The sequence below is a fragment of the Mesorhizobium sp. WSM3860 genome (assembly GCF_002294995.1).
GTDB lineage: Bacteria > Pseudomonadota > Alphaproteobacteria > Rhizobiales > Rhizobiaceae > Mesorhizobium.
Map to the genome: position 1 here is coordinate 218,610 of NZ_NSGF01000001.1, position 15,302 is coordinate 233,911.

A 15,302-nucleotide genomic window follows, 5' to 3' on the forward strand; every position below is an offset into this window, starting at 1 on the left:
AATGGCCTCTGTACGGATGCTGCTCGAAAAACCCTGGCTCTGGTCCTTCGTCGGGGCCGTTCTCGTGTGGGTCGCGACCGTCGCCTTCACCGGCGGCTATGGTGCCGGCGGCATGGTCACGGCGGCACTTTCGCTCGCCGTCTTCACCGTCATCGTCGGTATCGGCCAGATGTTCGTCATCACGCTCGGGCCCGGCAATGTCGACCTGTCGCTGCCCGCCAATATCGGACTGGCGAGCGCGGTGGCGATGAAGGCTATGGGCGGCAGCGATTCAATGATCGTCGTCGGGCTGCTCGCGGCGCTCGCCTGCGGCGCGGCGATCGGCGCCATCAACTATCTGCTGATCTGGGCGCTCAGGATCCCGCCGATCATCGCGACACTCTCGGCAAGCTTCATCATCCAGTCGGTCGACATCAGCTACGGCCGCGGCCTGCAGATCAAACCGCCGCCGGGCTTTGCCGATTTCACCAACTGGCAGGTGATGGGGATCCCGGTGCTGGCGATGCTGACGGTGGTCTTCACCGTCGCCGCGGCGCTGGCGCTGCAGCGCATGATCTATGGCCGCTCGGTGCTGGCGATCGGCCAGAACATCCGCGCTGCCTGGCTGGCCGGCGTCAATGTCGGCCGCATCCGCTTCCTCACCTACACGCTTTGCGGTGCGCTGGGCGGCATCGACGGCGCGCTGCTTGCCGGCTATTTCCGCGGCGCCAATGTCGATATCGGCAATGAATATCTGCTCGCCTCCATCGCGGTCGTCGTCATCGGCGGCACCTCAGTCGCCGGCGGCAAGGCCAACGTGCCCGGCGTCTGGGGCGCCGGCCTGTTCCTGGTGCTGCTGCTCACCATGCTCAACACCTTCGGCGTCAGCGCCGGCGTGCGGCTGGTGCTGACCGGGCTGATCATCGTCGGGGTGATCACGGCGGCGGGTGGCGAGAAGGCTGTGCGGTGACAAGTCGCGAGGAGAGGGTCGTTTTCCGGGGTCGCCGCAGCCAAATTTGACCATGTGGACAAAGGTCGGGCGCCGTTCCATAGTCATCCTGTCTGACATGTTTTGAACGGCCGGCTCGACACGGCCGTCGAGCAGAGGGGATTTCAATGGAAAACGATCATCGCAAAACGCAACGCGCCGGCCTGTCGCGGCGCAACGTCCTGGAACTCGGCGCGCTCGGACTGGCGGCGCTGCCTGGCATGGCTTTCGCGAAGGACAAGAAGCTGAAGGTGGCGGCGATCTTCGCCACGCCGATCGAGGAGCCGTGGGACAACCAGATCCATGTGGCCCTGCAGAAGGCCGAGAAGGAGCTCGGCATCGAATACAAATGGTCGGAGAAGGTGCAGACGGCCGACTTCAGCCGCGTGATGCGCGAATATGCCCAAGGCGGCTACCAACTGGTGCTTGGCGACGCCTTCGCCGCCGAGCGCGAATCGCGGCGCACGGCAAAGCAATTCCCGAAGACCGCGTGGCTGTTCGGCTCCGGCGCAGGGCCTGCGGAACCCAATTTCGGGGTCTTCGACAATTGGATCCACGAGCCCGCTTATCTCTCCGGGCTGATCGCCGGCAAGATGTCGAAGTCGGGCACCGTCGGCGCTGTCGCGGCAATGGGCATTCCGGAAGTGAACCGGCTGGTCAACGCCTTCTTCGCCGGCGCCAAGGAGGTCAACCCGAACGTCAAGAGGAAGGTCGCCTTCATCGGCTCCTTCTTCGATCCGCCGAAGGCCAAGGAGGCCGCGATCGCGCAGATCGATGCCGGCGTCGACGTCATCTATGCCGAACGTTTCGGCGTCATCGAAGCGGCGGTCGAAAAGAAGATCTACGCCATCTCCAACATGTCCGATCAGTCGAGCCTCGGACCCGACACGGTCATCACCGGCCCGGTATGGAACATGTATCCGACGGTCGAGCAGGCGATCAAGCTGGTCAAGGCCGGCGTCTTCACCGCGCAGGACTATGGCGACTTCTCGCGCATGGCCAAGGGCGGCTCCGATCTCGCCCCCTATCACAAGTTCGACAAGACGCTGCCGGCCGAGGTCAAGGACCTTGTCGCCAAGAAGAAAGCCGAGATCCTGGAAGGCAATTTCCGCGTCGACGTCGACGAGAACACGCCGGTGTCGGATTAGAGCCGAGATCCCCTCCCCCTCGAGGGGAGGGTGGCCCGCAGGGCCGGGAGGGGTCGCCCGCGACGCGCTCCAGCTTGCTAAGTCATAGGTCGAGGCGGTTGAGGTGACCCCTCCCGCCTCGCTTCGCTCGGCACCCTCCCCTCGAGGGGGAGGGATACCAGGAGTATCCCTTGTCCGCCCCTCTGATCCAAATGCGCGGCATCACCAAGAGCTTCGGCGCCGTCAAGGCGAACGATTCCGTGGATCTCAGCGTCGCCCCCGGCGAGATCCTCGGCCTGCTCGGTGAGAACGGCGCCGGCAAGACGACGCTCATGAACGTGCTGTTCGGCGCTTATGCGCCGGATGCCGGCGAGATCCTGATCGAGGGCAGGCCGGCTGCGATCCACAACTCGGCCGATGCCTTGGCCGCCGGCATCGGCATGGTGCATCAGCATTTCCATCTGGCGCCCCGGCTTACGGTCCTGGAAAACCTCTTGATCGGCATTCCCGGCAAGTTCGGCCGCATCGATCGCGCGGGCGGGCTGGCGCGGCTGAATGAGATCGGCCGCCAGCATGGCTTAAACCTCGATCCCGACCTGCCGGTCTCGGCGCTGTCGGTCGGCGAGCAGCAGCGGCTTGAAATCATCAAGGCGCTGTTTCGCGGCGCAAGGCTGCTGATCCTCGACGAGCCGACGGCGGTGCTGGCGCCGACCGAGGTCGACGGGCTATTCGCCGCGCTGCGCTCTATGGCGGCGCAAGGGCTCGGCATCATCTTCATCTCGCACAAGCTCAACGAAGTCAGGGCGCTCACCCATCGCTGCGTCGTGCTTCGGCATGGCAAGGTCGCCGGCCGCGTCGACCATCCGGCAGAAACTACCTCGGCCCAGATGGCCAAGCTGATGTGCGGCCACGAAATCATGCCGCCGATCAAGGAGGTCTCGACGCCTGGCGCGCCCGTGCTGACGCTCGATGGCGTTTCGACCTCAGGCCATGGCGGCACGCCGCTGCGCGAGGTCTCGCTCTTCGTCCGCGCCGGCGAGATCCTCGGCATTGCCGGCGTCTCCGGCAACGGCCAGCGGGCGCTCGCTGATGTGATCTCCGGCATGCTGTCGCCCAGTGCCGGTTCGATGACGATAGCCGGCAAAGCAGTTGCGCAATTTTCGCCGCGCGAGCTGCAGGCGCTCGGCCTCGGCCGCATTCCGGAGGACCGGATGACGACCGGGCTGGTCACCAACCTGCCTTTAGCCGACTCCATGGTGCTGCCGCGCATCGGCACCGAGGCCTTCAGCCGCAAGGGACTGCTCGATCCGGCGGCGATCCGCGCATTCGCGGAGGCGCAGATCAAGGCTTATGACATACGCTGTCCCGGGCCGATGACGCGCGCCGGCGCGCTCTCCGGCGGCAATCTGCAGAAGGCGCTTCTGGCGCGCGAGCTCGCCTTCGACCCGAAGGTGCTGATCGTCTCCCAGCCGACGCGCGGCCTCGACATCGGCGCTGCACGGTTCATCCACGAAAAATTCCTCGCCATGCGCGCCAAGGGCTGCGGCATCATCGTCATCGGCGAGGATCTCGAGGAATTGCTGATGCTCTGCGACCGCATCGCGGTGATGTATGAAGGCCGCGTCGCCGGCACGCTCTCGAGCGCCGACGCCACCGTCGCAAGGCTTGGGCTGCTGATGACCGGCGCGGAGGGGAGGGCGTAAAGCTATGGAACTGCCTCTGACGCCGGACGTCGGCGCCGCCCCTCACCTGCCTGCCGGCATCCTCTCCCCGTATTGGGACGGGGAGAGGGGCGCTCTCATCGACGGTGTCGCCAACAGCCAGCGTTGCAAGAAGGGTATGACGGCTGCAGCCAGCCCCCTTCTCCCCGTCACTATACGGGGAGAAGGTGCCCGCAGGCGGATGAGGGACGGCGCCGACATCCGGCGAGCGGAGGAGCACGCCTGATGTTCCGGCTCGAAGCCCGTACGTCGACCCCCGCCTGGTTCAATCTCGCGCTGCCGCTCGTGGCCATCGCGGTTGCGCTTGTCCTGTGCAGCGGTCTCATCGCCGTAGCCGGCGCCGGTGTCATCGAGGCTTATGGCGTGATGCTCTCGGCCTCGCTCGGCGACAGCTATGCCATCACCGAGACGCTGGTTCGCGCCGCGCCGATGATCTTCACCGGCCTGGCGGTCGCGATCGCCTTCCGCGCCAAATTCTGGAACATCGGCGCCGAGGGCCAGCTGCTCGCCGGCGCCGTGGCGAGCTGCTTGGTCGGCGCGATACCCATGCCGGGCTATCTCGCCATGCTGTTGATGGCGGTTGTGGGCGCGGCTGCGGGCGCTCTCATCGCGCTGGTGCCGGCGACTTTGCGCGTCAAATTCAAGGTCGACGACGTGGTCAGCTCGCTCCTGCTCAACTCGGTCATTTATTACGCGCTGATGGCGCTGATCGAGGGGCCGTGGAAGGACACCTTTTCCGGCTACCCGATCTCGCCGCCGATCGAGGACTCCGCCAATTTCCCGGTGCTGATCGAAGGCACAAGGCTGCATATCGGCGTCGTGGTGGCGCTGATCGCAGCGCCCGTTTGCTGGTTCCTGATTGCGCGCACCACGCTTGGCTTCCGCATCCGCGTTACCGGCGAGAATCCGGAAGCCGCCCGCTATGGCGGCATCAATGTGGAGCGCGTGCTGCTCTCCACCGCGCTGCTCTCCGGCGCGCTGGCCGGGCTTGCCGGCGTCGGCGAGGTCGGCGGCGTGCATTTCCAGGTGATGAGCGACATCTCGCCGGGCTACGGCTATTCCGGCATCGTCGTCGCCATGCTCGCCAGGCTCAATCCGCTCGGTGTCGTGCCCGCCGCGATCTTCCTTGCCGCGGTCATGACCGGCGCCGAGGCGATGTCGCGCGCAACCGGCGTGCCGGCCTTTCTCAGTGAGGTCATCCAAGGCACGGCGCTGCTTGCCATGCTGGTGGCGCTGCTCTTCACCGCCTACCGCATCCGCCGTGTGGGGGCGCCCGCATGAGCGCGGTGTTCGAGCAGATTTTTCAGGTCGGCTTCCTCGCCGCCATCATCCGCATCGCCACACCGCTCGCCTTCGCCACGCTCGGCGAAATGTTTTCCGAGCGCGCCGGCGTGCTCAATCTCGGCATCGAAGGCATCATGCTGTTGGCGGCCATGGCCGGCTTCACCGCCGCGAGCCTGAGCGGCAGCCTGTGGCTGGGCGTGCTGGTGGCCGTGCTTGTCGGCGCGGCGATGGGCGCGCTGCATGCGCTGTTCACGGTGGCATTAGGCCTCAGCCAGCATGTCTGCGGCATCGGCGTGACGCTGTTCTGCTCCGGGCTCGCCTATTTTCTCTACCGGCTGATCTTCGGCCAGCAGTCGGTGCCGCCCAGCATCAAGGGCTTCCAACCGGCGCCGATTCCACTGCTGTCGGAAATTCCGATCCTGGGTCCGGCGGTGTTCAACCAGTTCACGCTGGTTTATCTCGCGATCATCGCCGTCCCGCTCGCCGCCTTCGTGCTCTACCGCACGCCTTGGGGGCTGTCGGTGCGCATGGTTGGCGAGAACCCGCGCGCGGCGGATTCCGCCGGCGTCAGCGTGATCGCCACGCGCTTCCAGGCGGTGATCCTCGGCGGCGCGCTGATGGGGTTCGGCGGCGCTTTCCTCACCATGGCGCAGTTCAACGCCTTCACCTTCGGCGTGGTGTCGGGGCGCGGCTGGGTGGCGATCGCGCTGGTGGTGTTCGGCCGCTGGGACCCGTGGCGTTCGGCGGGGGCGGCGTTGCTCTTTGCCTGCGTCGACGCGCTGCAGCTCAGGATGCAGGCCAGCGGCCTCGGGCACATCCCTTACGAAGCCTTCCTGATGCTGCCGTTCATCTTCACCATCGTCGCCATGGCGTTCATGTCGCGCAACGCGGTCGCGCCTTCGGCGCTGCTGAAGCCATTTCGACGGGAGGAGCGGTAGCAAAGATTTCCTCGCCCCCGCCATCGGCGGGGGAGAGGTGGCCGCGAAGCGGTCGGAGAGGGGCTGCGAGGCTGGTGATTTCGCTGAACCTTCGCGAAGGTCGAGCCCGACCCCCTCTCCGTCTCGGCTTCGCCGAGCTACCTCTCCCCACTTTCGTGGGGCGAGGAAAAGAATTCAGATCGCCGTGAAAGCGTTGTCGACGAAGAGATGCGCGCCGTTGACGAAGCTCGATTCATCGCTGGCCAGAAACAGCGCGGCCTTCGCCACCTCCTCCGGCTCACCGATGCGCCCCTGCTGCGCGGCCATGGCGGCGTCGGAAACATCGACGCCGAGCTTGCCGAGATCGGCGACCTCGCGCATTCCGTGCGGCGTGCGGATGAAGCCGGGGCAGACGGCGTTGCAGCGGATGTTGCGGTCGCGGAACTCCACCGCGATGGCGCGGGCGAACATGTGACAGGCGCCTTTTGTCGTGTCGTAGAGCACTTCGTTGGGCGTCGCCACGACAGCCGAGATCGACGAGGTGCAAACGATCGAGCCGCCGCCGGCTGCGATCATGCCGGGAAGCACCGCGCGCGTCATCAGGAACATCGAACGTACGTTGACGGCATGCAGCCAATCCCATTCCTGCAGTGTCGTCTCCAGGAAGGGCTTTATGACGATCGTGCCGGCGTGGTTGAATAGCACGGTGACCGGACCGAATTCGTCGGCTGCGGCCTTCGCGACCGCCTCGACCTGGGCTTCGTCCGAAACATCGGCGACGAAATGCTCGGCGACATGGCCCCGCGCCCGGATCGCCGCGGCGGTTGCGGCCGCCGCGTCGCCATTGCGGTCGATGATCGCCACCTTGGCGCCTTCGGCGGCAAACAGCTCGGATGCCGCCCCACCCATGCCCGTCGCGCCGCCCGAGATGATGGCGACCTTGCCCGCCAGTCTTCCACCCATTCTTGTTCTCCCTGAATCCTGTGAGACTATTTTGATGCTATCCCCTCGCGTACCGAATAGCCAAGCGCTTGAACGAGGCAGGTTGCCGCCGAAAGCCGGAGCTACATGCATTTTGTCGGATCCTCCGTTGGCGGTCCCCGCACGTTTTCGATCTCGCATGAGAATAAACGGCCGTCGAGTTGCCGTTTCCGAGGACGTTCTTCCAAAAATCGCCGAAAAATAGCAATCGACAAAGTCTACTAACTTTATAGATTAAGGGCGAGACGGAGGCTCGACCATGACCTACATGCAGAATGATCAGCGCAAGGGCCAGAGGCTGACCGCCGACCAGAGCTGGAGGCCCGCCTATGGCGGAACCTTCGCCTACCTCGTCTTCGCGCTGGCATTTGTGTTCACCGGCGCTGTGGTGCTTGGGATCATCCCCTGACAGAGCCGCGCCTACGACCCTGCCGTCCAAAAATCTGAGTTGAGTGATCGGAGAAGATGACTGGCCGAGCGCTAGAGCGCGTTGGCGCGCCTGATTTTGTTCGAGGGTAGAGCGGGGCAATCCAACGTGATGGAGGAGATGGCAATGCCGATCGAGTTCACGCATGTTCCCGGTGCCAATGGCAGCTTCTTCTACGATTTCGCCGAGACGGCGACCAAGCTGTCGCTGATTGAGGATTCGGGTTTCCGCAAGCTGGTGATCGACGATCCGGCCGGCCTGCTCAGCAATATGGACATCGCCGCGCAGACGATCGACCGCACCTCGTCGCTGGAAGTGGTGCTGACGCACTGGGCCGGCGTGGTCGAGCCGACGGTGGCGGCAAGGCAGCTCGCCGCGCTCGACCGCAGAGGCGGCGGCCGCCTGTCGCTCAGGATGCTGAGCGAGCCGCTCCAGGACAGCGATGCCGAGGCGCGGCCGGTCGGCCACAGCGTGGTGTGGCAGCGCATCGACGAATATCTGGTGCTGCTGAAGCGGCTGTGGTCGAACGACAAGCCCTTCGATCACGAAGGCGCCTTCTACAGCGTCAAAGGCGGTTACGTGCCGCGCAAGGGCCCGCATGGCGCCGACCTCGCCATCCGCCTCGGCGGGCAGTCCGGCACCGCCTTGAAGGTCGCCGGAAAGCATGCCGATGTCTTCGAGCTGGCCGCTGGTTCGCCCGAAGAGGTTGCGCAGTTGATGCAGCGTGTGCGCGGCGCCGCCGCCGAGCATGGCCGCGCTGGCAGGCTGCGCTTCGCGCTTCCCGTCCGCATTCGCCCCGAAGGCTGGTCGGGCGCCTCCGACCACAAGGCGATCGAGGTCGCGGGGCCGCCGGCGCGGCTTGCGCTCTCGCTGTTGCCCTATGCCGCGCTAGGCATCGAGGAATTCATGATCGGCGGCATCGACCGTCCCAGCGAGATCGCGCGGATCGGGCGTGAGACGGTCACGCTGATCGCGAATTCGCTGGCGCGGCGCGAAGCCGACACTCTACCGCCGGGAACGTTCGCGTTGCGCCCGTTCACCGAGGCACGCGTTCGTTGAAATCGCGGATCGAGGTGAGACCGGGCGTTGCGGCAGCCGGTTTCATCAAGACGGGACATAGTCGACGCCATCCATGACATAGTCGGCGAAGAGAAAATCGCGGATGCCGGCAATCCGGCCATTCTCCCAATCGATGAGGATAAAATAGCGCGGCGGCCCATGCGGACGATCCGGGCTGGTGACCAGGATGGCGGGACGGCCTTCGACAAGGCCGATGGTGAAATGCCAATGCGTCTCGTCGGAATAGCGGCCGAAATAATTGCCGGCATATTCCTTGCCTTCGGCGCGAAGCCGATTGACCAGTTCCAGCTTCACGTCGTCGGCGAGCAGGCCGCGCAAGGCATCGAAATCGCGGGCGTTGAAGGCCGCGACATAGTCGCCGAGGCGCCGCATCTCCTGGCGGTTGAGGGACGGGCGCGGCGATGCTGGCCGCGGAGCGGCCGCGAGCTTGCGCAGGCTCCGGCGCCCCCGCTGCAACGCGCCCTTGATCGCGGTTTCGGTGGTTTCGAGAATCTCGCCGATCTCTTCCAGGCTGTGGCCGAGCACGTCCTTCAGCACGACCGTGCATCTTTGCGCCGGCGGCAATTGCATCAGCTCGGCGAGGCTCGCCTCCGCGGCAATACGCGCATCGATGGGCGAATCTTCGTCGGCGATCGTATCGAGCTCGACCTCGCATTCATTTATGCGCGAGCGGGCCCGCTTGCGCAGGAAATCGAATGCAGAATTGTGCGCGATGCGCCACAGCCAAGACTCTGTTTTTTCGGGCATGTCGCCATTCCTGATCGCCACGAAACCCTTGGCCAAAGCCTCCTGGACAATGTCCTCGCCATCGATGACCGATCCCACCATCCGCGAGCAATAACGGTGCAACTTGGCTCTCAAGCCGGCGGCCTCGCGCTCGAAGGCGCGAAGCCTGGCTTCGGTCGTCGCGGCGGGATGGTCGTGCGAACCGGTCACGCGGCCTCTATCTCTTTGTTTTAGGCAACTCCGGACGGAAAGCCGTTACACACTTTTCCTGGAATTGCTCTAGTTCTCCACGCCGGCGGTGTGGGAATAGCTCGTATGGCCCATCAGGCTCTCACCGGTTCCAAGCGCCATGATCGTCTTCACATATTCGGCGAAGCGGGGAGCACTGCGGAAGGCGGCGATGTCTTCGGCCGAGCGCCATTGCGAGATGTTGACGACCTTGCAGCCGTCGCCGCCGACGATCACCGACGACGCGAGCGAGCCCGGCTGCCTGCTGAAGAAGTTGCGCGTCCCTTCGGCGAGCGCCCTTACGAGATCCTGCTGCTTGCCGGGATTGGCGGTGAAGACATTGATCAAGGTCACTGCGGTCGACATGGCTTGGCTCCGTCTGTCCTGGTGGCGGCGGCCATTGTGGCTTCCGCAATCGTCACAACCGTGAAGACGAAAGCGATGCTGGAAACGGAACGGTGCACGCAAAAAGATTCGCGACCGGCAAATTCTTGTGATCCCGGAACCCGATATCAATCCCGTTCTTCTGCGATCCGCGACAGCGCGGCGATGACCGCCTCCGAGTCCGCCAGCGCGCCGAAGACGCCGTCCTCGACCGTCACCATGTGCAGGGCGGCCTCGTGCGCTTGTCTGTCGCCGCTGGCGCAGGCGTCCGCAATCGTCAGGCACTGGAAATTGCGGTCGCAGGCCTCGCGCAAGGTGGTGTGCACGCAGACATCGGTCGTGCACCCGGTGAAAAGGAGATGGGTGATGCCGCGTGCCCTCAGGACCAGCTCGAGGTCGGTATAGGTGAAGGCCCCGTTGCAGGTCTTGTCGATAATGATGTCCTCGGGCCTGGTTTCTATGTCGGCGACGATCTGGAAGCCTGGGCTGGAGCGCAGCAGGATGTCGGTGCCGTCCAGTCCCGCCCGCTTGCGACGCCATTTCTCGTAAGGCGTCATATCGGCCATGTCGGCGCGGTAGCCCTGCCTTGTATGGATGATGGTGAGGCCGGCGGCGCGGGCCGCGGCAATCAGCCGGTTGACCGCCGCCAGGATGGCTCTCAGCGGCGAAGGATCATAGCCTGTCCTGGCGAAATAGCCTGTCGGCGACAGGAAATCCTCCTGCAGGTCGATCACGAGCAGGGCGGTGCTTTGCGGCACCAGCCGGCCGTCATAGGGGAAGTCGAACGGGGTCGCCTTGATCATCGCGTGCTGCCTCGGTTGCGGCTGGCATGGTGGCCCGGCGACGGCGTCGCAGTCCAGACCTCGCGGCGTCCCGGGCTACCGAGGGGCCGACCGGGATGTTTGTTGATGATGGAGTCACCTTTATAGTTGACTCGATAACTCATGTTTTCTAGTCAAACGGCATTGGCGGCCCAGCGACAGCGTGAGGCAGCGGCCGCCTGGGAGACGGATGTTGACCGCAACAGGTGCCCAGACAGCCTTTCGTGTCGACGCGGTTCGCTTTGCCGTCGGCCAGCGCACGCTGCTCGGTTACGTGCAATGATGAAGCGAGGACCAGCCTTGTCCCGGAACAGCTTTTTTGCGCTGCTGGCCGCGTCCGCCATTCTTGCGGCCGGCTCCATTCTTCCCGACATCGCGGCGGCGCAGAAGCCGGCGGCACCCGCCGCACAAGCGCCTGCGCAGCAGCCCGTGACAGCTCCGGCAGCCGTGCAGGAACCGCTCGAGCCGGGTCCTCAGGCTCCGGCCGCGGCGGCGCAAGCTCCCGTGACACAGCCACCAACGCCCGCCCCGCCGACCGAACCGCTCTTTCAGCCGGCGCCGCGCACTGCCGGCGGCAAAGAGCCTTCCGCCATGGCGCTGACGCTGCCGCATGACCTGTCGCCCTGGGGCATGTTCTTGAACGCCGACATCGTGGTGAAGGCCGTGATGGTCGGACTTGCCTTCGCTTCTGTCGTCACCTGGACGATCTGGCTCGCCAAGTCGCTGGAGATCCTCGGCGGCAAGCTGAGGGCCCGGCGCGCGGCGAACGCGATCGGCAATGCCGCGACGCTGATGCAAGCCGGCCGCGCGCTCGGCCACAGCGGGGGGCCGGGCGCGCTGCTGGTGCGGGCGGCGGAGGAAGAGCGCGCGCTCTCGGCCGGCGCGTTGGATCACATCTCGGGCGACGGCCTGAAGGAGCGCGTCACCTCGCGGCTGTCGCGCATCGAGGCGGCAGCGTCGCGGCGTATGTCGCGCGGCACCGGCCTGCTGGCGACCATCGGCTCGACGGCGCCATTCGTCGGCCTGTTCGGCACCGTCTGGGGCATCATGAACGCCTTTATCGGCATCTCGCAGGCGCAGACCACCAATCTGGCGGTGGTGGCGCCGGGTATCGCCGAAGCCCTGCTCGCCACGGCAATGGGCCTGGTAGCTGCGATTCCGGCGGTGGTGATCTACAACGTCTTCGCGCGCTCGATAGCCGGCTACAGGCAGATCCTCGCCGACGCTTCTGCCGGCGTCGAGCGGTTGGTCAGCCGCGACCTCGACTTCCGCACGGTGCCGCCGGCAACCGCGTTGGCAGCGGAGTGAGCGACCATGGCGGCGCGGATTCGTGAGACGGCCGGCGACGATCTCGAGGAAAGCCACGAGATCAACGTCACCCCGTTCATCGACGTCATCCTGGTGCTTTTGATCATCTTCATGGTCGCGGCACCCTTGGCGACCGTCGACGTCGATGTCGACCTGCCCGGGTCGACGGCGACGCCGGCGCCACGGCCCGAGACACCGCTGTTCCTGACGCTGAAAAGCGATCTTTCTCTGGCGGTCGGCAATGACGCCGTCACGCGCCCGAGCTTTGCCACCGTGCTCGACAGCCGCACCAAGGGCGACAAGCAGACGCGCATCTTCCTGCGCGCCGACAGAAATGTCGGCTATGGCGAGCTGATGGAGGTGATGAATCTGCTGCGCGCCGCGGGCTATCTGAAAGTCGCGCTGGTGGGCCTGGAGGCGGCATCGGGCGGCAGTGCGGCACCGGCCGTGGGAAGCGCCGCGCCCACGGCAAGCAGAAGTCCGGCGCCATGACGCAAGCGATCGCCGCCTTGTCCGCCCAGCCACGCTTCGGCCTCCGCGAAGCCGGTCTGTGGACAAGCGCGGCCGCGATCGTTCTCGCCGGGCATGTGGCGGCCGCCTATGCGGTGCAGAACCTGAGCTTCGCCGAGGTGCCCGACGGCGGGCTGCCGCCGGCCCTGGCGGTCGAGATGGCGCCGCTGCCGACCACGCCCGCCGTTCCGGAAGAGGCGGCCATGCTGGATAAGGTCACGCCGGACCAGCCAGATGCGGCGGAGGAGACGGAAAGGCCCGCCGAAGTGAAACCGGTGACCGATCCGGCGCCGGTCGTGGAAAGGGGCGAGCCGGTCGCTGAGCCGCCGGTCGATTCCGGCAAGGCGGAGGCCGAACCGGCGGAGCAGGCCGCGGCGGCGCTGAACGAACAACAGCCGCTGGACGAGGCGGTGCCCGACCTTGTCGAGACAGTGGCGCCCGACGTTGTTGTTCCGCTGCCGCAGCCAAAGCCTGTCGAGGTGCAACCGAAGAGCAAACCCGTCGAGGCGAAGAAAAAAACTGAAAAGAAGCCCGTCGAAAAGCCGAAGCCGCGGACGAAAAAGGAAAAGACGGCGCCGCCGAAGTCGGTGACCACTGCCAGCGTCGAGGCCAAGGTCGACGCGAAGGCCGCCGCGCCGCAATCCTCCGACGCGGCGTCGCGATCGAGCGTCAGCCCATCGCGCTGGAATGCCAGCTTGGCGGCCTGGATCAGGCGGCACACGCGTTATCCAAGCGCGGCAAAGTCCAGGCGCGCCGAGGGCACGCCCAATGTGACCTTCACGGTAGACGTCTCCGGCAGGGTGGTCTCTGCCCAGCTGGCGCGGTCGTCCGGCGACGCGGACTTGGATCGCGCCGCGCTCGCCGCGTTGCAGGGCGCGTCGGTGCCGGCGCCGCCGGCGGAGCTCGGCGCGCGCGTCACACGCACGGCGCCGTTTGTCTTCAGCCTGCGCGATTAGTTGCCCGCCGCGCCATGCAACTTTGAGGCTTGACTGGCCGGCGGTAGGGAATAGGGTAGCTGCGAACATATCGGCCTCGGTCGCCGGACGGCAAGAATGCCTCGTATGCCTCGCCTGTCGGCGGCGGCTGCGGGGTTTTTTCATTTTTGGGGCATTGTTTGAAACGGCGTATCGAGATCGGCGTCCTCTATTCGCGATCCGGCAGCTACCAGCTTGTCTCGGACGCGTGCCGCACGGGCGCGATGCGGGCGATCGCCGACATCAATGCCGACCGCGGCTGCGGGATCGAGCTGGTGCCGGTCGAACGCGATCCGCAAAGCAATGCCGACCGCTATGCCATGCTTTGCGAGGATATCTTCCGGACCAGCAGCGCCCGCCATGTGATCGGCTGCATTACCTCCTGGAGCCGCAAAGAGACGATCCCTGTGCTGGAGAAGGCGGGCGGCATGCTCTGGTATGCCTGCCCCTATGAGGGGTTCGAGGCCAACGAGCATGTCGTCTACATGCATGCCTGCCCGAACCAGCATCTGGTTCCGCTGATGGCTCATGTCGCGCCGCGTTTCGGCGCCAACGGCTTCCTGCTCGGCTCGAACTATATCTGGGGCTGGGAGATGAACCGCGTCGCGCGCGACCTGATCGCCGACGCTGCGGGCAAGGTGCTCGGCGAGCGCTACCTGCGCATCGGCGAAACCGACGTTTCACGCCTGATCGATGAAATCCGCGTCACGCGGCCGAATTTCATCCTCAACAACCTCATCGGCACCTCGTCCTATGCCTTCCTGGCAGCATATCGCGACTTGGGACGCGACAATGCGGCCTTCAAGGCCGATATCTGCCCGGTCATATCCTGCAATCTCACCGAGGGCGAGTTGCCGGCGATCGGCGAAACGGGCAGGGGCCATTTGTCGGCCGGACCCTATTTCGCGCCGCGTCCGGCCGCCTTCGCCTCGTCCTTCGAAGCGTCCGCCTATGCATCGGTGCAAGTGATGGCGGACGTGCTTTCCGGCGATCCCGATGCCGGCCCGGCGGCGTTCTCAAAGGCCTTCGCCGAGCGCCGCTTCGCGACGCGCCTCGGGCCCATCGCCATCGATCCGCACACGCAGCATGCAACCCTGCCGGTGATCATCGGGCGCATCGCCGATGGATTTTTCGAAGTCGTCAGCCGCGAGGAAGAGGTGGCGCCCGATCCCTATCTGTCGCGTTACGACCCGGCGAATACCTTTGGCCGTCCGCGGCTCAGGGTGGTGTCGTGAGCCGGGCCGCGCGCATCCCCAATCTCGGCGGCGCGCGAGCTTTCGTGCTGCATCGCCCGCACGCGACGGTGCAGGCGATCACCAGGCAGCTGTCGGCGATCGGGCTTGAGGCGGTCGAGTGCTGGCCGCGACCGCCGGCAGAGGCGCTCGCCGCGGATTTCGTCTTCTTCGACGCTGATCTCGGCTTCGACGAGCAGTTCCCGTGGCAGCCGGGCGAGGCGCCGATGCCGCTGGTGGCGCTGATCGGTTCGGAAGCGCCGGGCCGCATCGAATGGGCGCTGTCGCACAAAGCCGACGCGCAATTGCTGAAACCGGTCGGCAATGCCGGCGTGTACAGCGCGCTGCTGATTGCCCGGCAGAGCTTCGAGGCGAGGAAACGGCTGGCCGACGAGATCGCGTCGCTGCGCCAGCGCGTCGGCGAGCGCCAGACCATCGTGCGCGCGGTCGCGGCGCTGTCGAAGGGCAGCGACGACAATCGCGCCTATGCGCAGTTGCGGTCGCTGGCGATGAGCTGGCAAATCAGCGTCGAGGAAGCGGCCCGGCGGATCGTGGCGATGACGAAAGACGAGGACGGCGGTGACCAATCCCATCGCGCCTGATCTCCCGGCGGCG

16 protein-coding genes are annotated in these 15,302 nt (G+C 65.8%); 12 read left to right on the forward strand and 4 right to left on the reverse strand.

Annotation, left to right across the window (positions count from 1 at the left end; all coding sequences use genetic code 11):
* Position 1 precedes the first annotated feature (1 nt).
* The 5 genes from CK220_RS01195 (at position 2) to CK220_RS01220 (ending at position 6,037) form a co-directional block, all read left to right on the forward strand.
* Entirely contained in the window at positions 2 to 949 is a 948-nt protein-coding gene (locus CK220_RS01195) for an ABC transporter permease (RefSeq protein WP_095809811.1), read from the forward strand.
* Positions 950 to 1,095: 146 nt separating this feature from the next.
* Positions 1,096 to 2,115: a BMP family protein gene (locus tag CK220_RS01200; RefSeq protein WP_095809812.1), complete on the forward strand. Its 1,020-nt coding sequence runs from the start codon at positions 1,096 to 1,098 to the stop codon at positions 2,113 to 2,115.
* Positions 2,116 to 2,285: 170 nt separating this feature from the next.
* Entirely contained in the window at positions 2,286 to 3,797 is a 1,512-nt protein-coding gene (locus CK220_RS01205) for an ABC transporter ATP-binding protein (protein ID WP_095809813.1), read from the forward strand.
* Positions 3,798 to 4,040: 243 nt separating this feature from the next.
* Positions 4,041 to 5,096: an ABC transporter permease gene (locus CK220_RS01215; protein WP_095809815.1), complete on the forward strand. Its 1,056-nt coding sequence runs from the start codon at positions 4,041 to 4,043 to the stop codon at positions 5,094 to 5,096.
* The gene (locus CK220_RS01220; protein WP_095809816.1) at positions 5,093 to 6,037 is read left to right on the forward strand and encodes an ABC transporter permease; all 945 of its coding nucleotides are present in this window, start codon (positions 5,093 to 5,095) and stop codon (positions 6,035 to 6,037) included. The genes CK220_RS01215 and CK220_RS01220 overlap by 4 nt, the downstream gene beginning before the upstream one ends.
* 174 nt (positions 6,038 to 6,211) lie before the next feature.
* Here the strand turns inward: CK220_RS01220 and CK220_RS01225 are convergent, their stop codons facing one another.
* Entirely contained in the window at positions 6,212 to 6,979 is a 768-nt protein-coding gene (locus tag CK220_RS01225) for an SDR family oxidoreductase (protein ID WP_095809817.1), read from the reverse strand.
* A gap of 277 nt (positions 6,980 to 7,256) precedes the next feature.
* On the opposite strand from CK220_RS01225, the gene CK220_RS31765 reads away from it, so the two are divergent.
* Together CK220_RS31765 and CK220_RS01235 are read left to right on the forward strand one after the other, a co-directional pair.
* Positions 7,257 to 7,406: a hypothetical protein gene (locus CK220_RS31765; RefSeq protein WP_095809818.1), complete on the forward strand. Its 150-nt coding sequence runs from the start codon at positions 7,257 to 7,259 to the stop codon at positions 7,404 to 7,406.
* A gap of 144 nt (positions 7,407 to 7,550) precedes the next feature.
* Positions 7,551 to 8,483 (forward strand): LLM class flavin-dependent oxidoreductase, encoded by a 933-nt coding sequence (locus CK220_RS01235; protein WP_095810242.1) that lies wholly within the window; start codon positions 7,551 to 7,553, stop codon positions 8,481 to 8,483.
* A gap of 45 nt (positions 8,484 to 8,528) precedes the next feature.
* Here CK220_RS01235 and CK220_RS01240 read toward each other — a convergent pair whose 3' ends face one another.
* The 3 genes from CK220_RS01240 to CK220_RS01250 all read right to left on the reverse strand — a co-directional run bounded on the left by CK220_RS01240 (position 8,529) and on the right by CK220_RS01250 (position 10,645).
* Positions 8,529 to 9,440: a sigma-70 family RNA polymerase sigma factor gene (locus CK220_RS01240; RefSeq protein WP_245428897.1), complete on the reverse strand. Its 912-nt coding sequence runs from the start codon at positions 9,438 to 9,440 to the stop codon at positions 8,529 to 8,531.
* 69 nt (positions 9,441 to 9,509) lie between these two features.
* Entirely contained in the window at positions 9,510 to 9,824 is a 315-nt protein-coding gene (locus CK220_RS01245) for an antibiotic biosynthesis monooxygenase (RefSeq protein WP_095809819.1), read from the reverse strand.
* A 146-nt stretch (positions 9,825 to 9,970) separates the two neighbouring features.
* Positions 9,971 to 10,645 (reverse strand): isochorismatase family cysteine hydrolase, encoded by a 675-nt coding sequence (locus tag CK220_RS01250; protein ID WP_095809820.1) that lies wholly within the window; start codon positions 10,643 to 10,645, stop codon positions 9,971 to 9,973.
* 318 nt (positions 10,646 to 10,963) lie between these two features.
* Here CK220_RS01250 and exbB point away from each other — a divergent pair, with 318 nt between their 5' ends.
* From exbB to CK220_RS01275, 5 genes are all read left to right on the forward strand, one after another.
* Positions 10,964 to 11,971, forward strand: a complete 1,008-nt coding sequence (gene exbB, locus CK220_RS01255; protein WP_245428898.1) for a tonB-system energizer ExbB — start codon at positions 10,964 to 10,966, stop codon at positions 11,969 to 11,971.
* 6 nt (positions 11,972 to 11,977) lie between these two features.
* Positions 11,978 to 12,463: a TonB system transport protein ExbD gene (gene exbD, locus CK220_RS01260; RefSeq protein ID WP_095809821.1), complete on the forward strand. Its 486-nt coding sequence runs from the start codon at positions 11,978 to 11,980 to the stop codon at positions 12,461 to 12,463.
* Positions 12,460 to 13,437 carry an energy transducer TonB gene (locus CK220_RS01265; RefSeq protein WP_095809822.1) on the forward strand — a complete coding sequence of 326 codons (978 nt, stop codon included), beginning with the start codon at positions 12,460 to 12,462 and terminating at the stop codon, positions 13,435 to 13,437. The genes exbD and CK220_RS01265 overlap by 4 nt, the downstream gene beginning before the upstream one ends.
* A gap of 158 nt (positions 13,438 to 13,595) precedes the next feature.
* A complete protein-coding gene (locus tag CK220_RS01270) occupies positions 13,596 to 14,690 on the forward strand; it encodes a transporter substrate-binding protein (RefSeq protein WP_095809823.1) in 1,095 nt (364 codons plus the stop codon).
* Positions 14,687 to 15,289, forward strand: a complete 603-nt coding sequence (locus CK220_RS01275; RefSeq protein ID WP_095809824.1) for an ANTAR domain-containing protein — start codon at positions 14,687 to 14,689, stop codon at positions 15,287 to 15,289. The genes CK220_RS01270 and CK220_RS01275 overlap by 4 nt, the downstream gene beginning before the upstream one ends.
* The last annotated feature ends 13 nt before the right edge of the window (positions 15,290 to 15,302 follow it).

Bases quoted from the DNA above. Each gene is read 5' to 3' on its own strand.
- CK220_RS01195 (WP_095809811.1), top strand. From the start codon at position 2: ATGGCCTCTGTACGGATGCTGCTCGAAAAACCCTGGCTCTGGTCCTTC.
- CK220_RS01200 (WP_095809812.1), top strand. From the start codon at position 1,096: ATGGAAAACGATCATCGCAAAACGCAACGCGCCGGCCTGTCGCGGCGC.
- CK220_RS01215 (WP_095809815.1), top strand. From the start codon at position 4,041: ATGTTCCGGCTCGAAGCCCGTACGTCGACCCCCGCCTGGTTCAATCTC.
- CK220_RS01220 (WP_095809816.1), top strand. From the start codon at position 5,093: ATGAGCGCGGTGTTCGAGCAGATTTTTCAGGTCGGCTTCCTCGCCGCC.
- CK220_RS01225 (WP_095809817.1), bottom strand. From the start codon at position 6,979: ATGGGTGGAAGACTGGCGGGCAAGGTCGCCATCATCTCGGGCGGCGCG.
- CK220_RS31765 (WP_095809818.1), top strand. From the start codon at position 7,257: ATGACCTACATGCAGAATGATCAGCGCAAGGGCCAGAGGCTGACCGCC.
- CK220_RS01235 (WP_095810242.1), top strand. From the start codon at position 7,551: ATGCCGATCGAGTTCACGCATGTTCCCGGTGCCAATGGCAGCTTCTTC.
- CK220_RS01245 (WP_095809819.1), bottom strand. From the start codon at position 9,824: ATGTCGACCGCAGTGACCTTGATCAATGTCTTCACCGCCAATCCCGGC.
- CK220_RS01250 (WP_095809820.1), bottom strand. From the start codon at position 10,645: ATGATCAAGGCGACCCCGTTCGACTTCCCCTATGACGGCCGGCTGGTG.
- exbD (WP_095809821.1), top strand. From the start codon at position 11,978: ATGGCGGCGCGGATTCGTGAGACGGCCGGCGACGATCTCGAGGAAAGC.
- CK220_RS01265 (WP_095809822.1), top strand. From the start codon at position 12,460: ATGACGCAAGCGATCGCCGCCTTGTCCGCCCAGCCACGCTTCGGCCTC.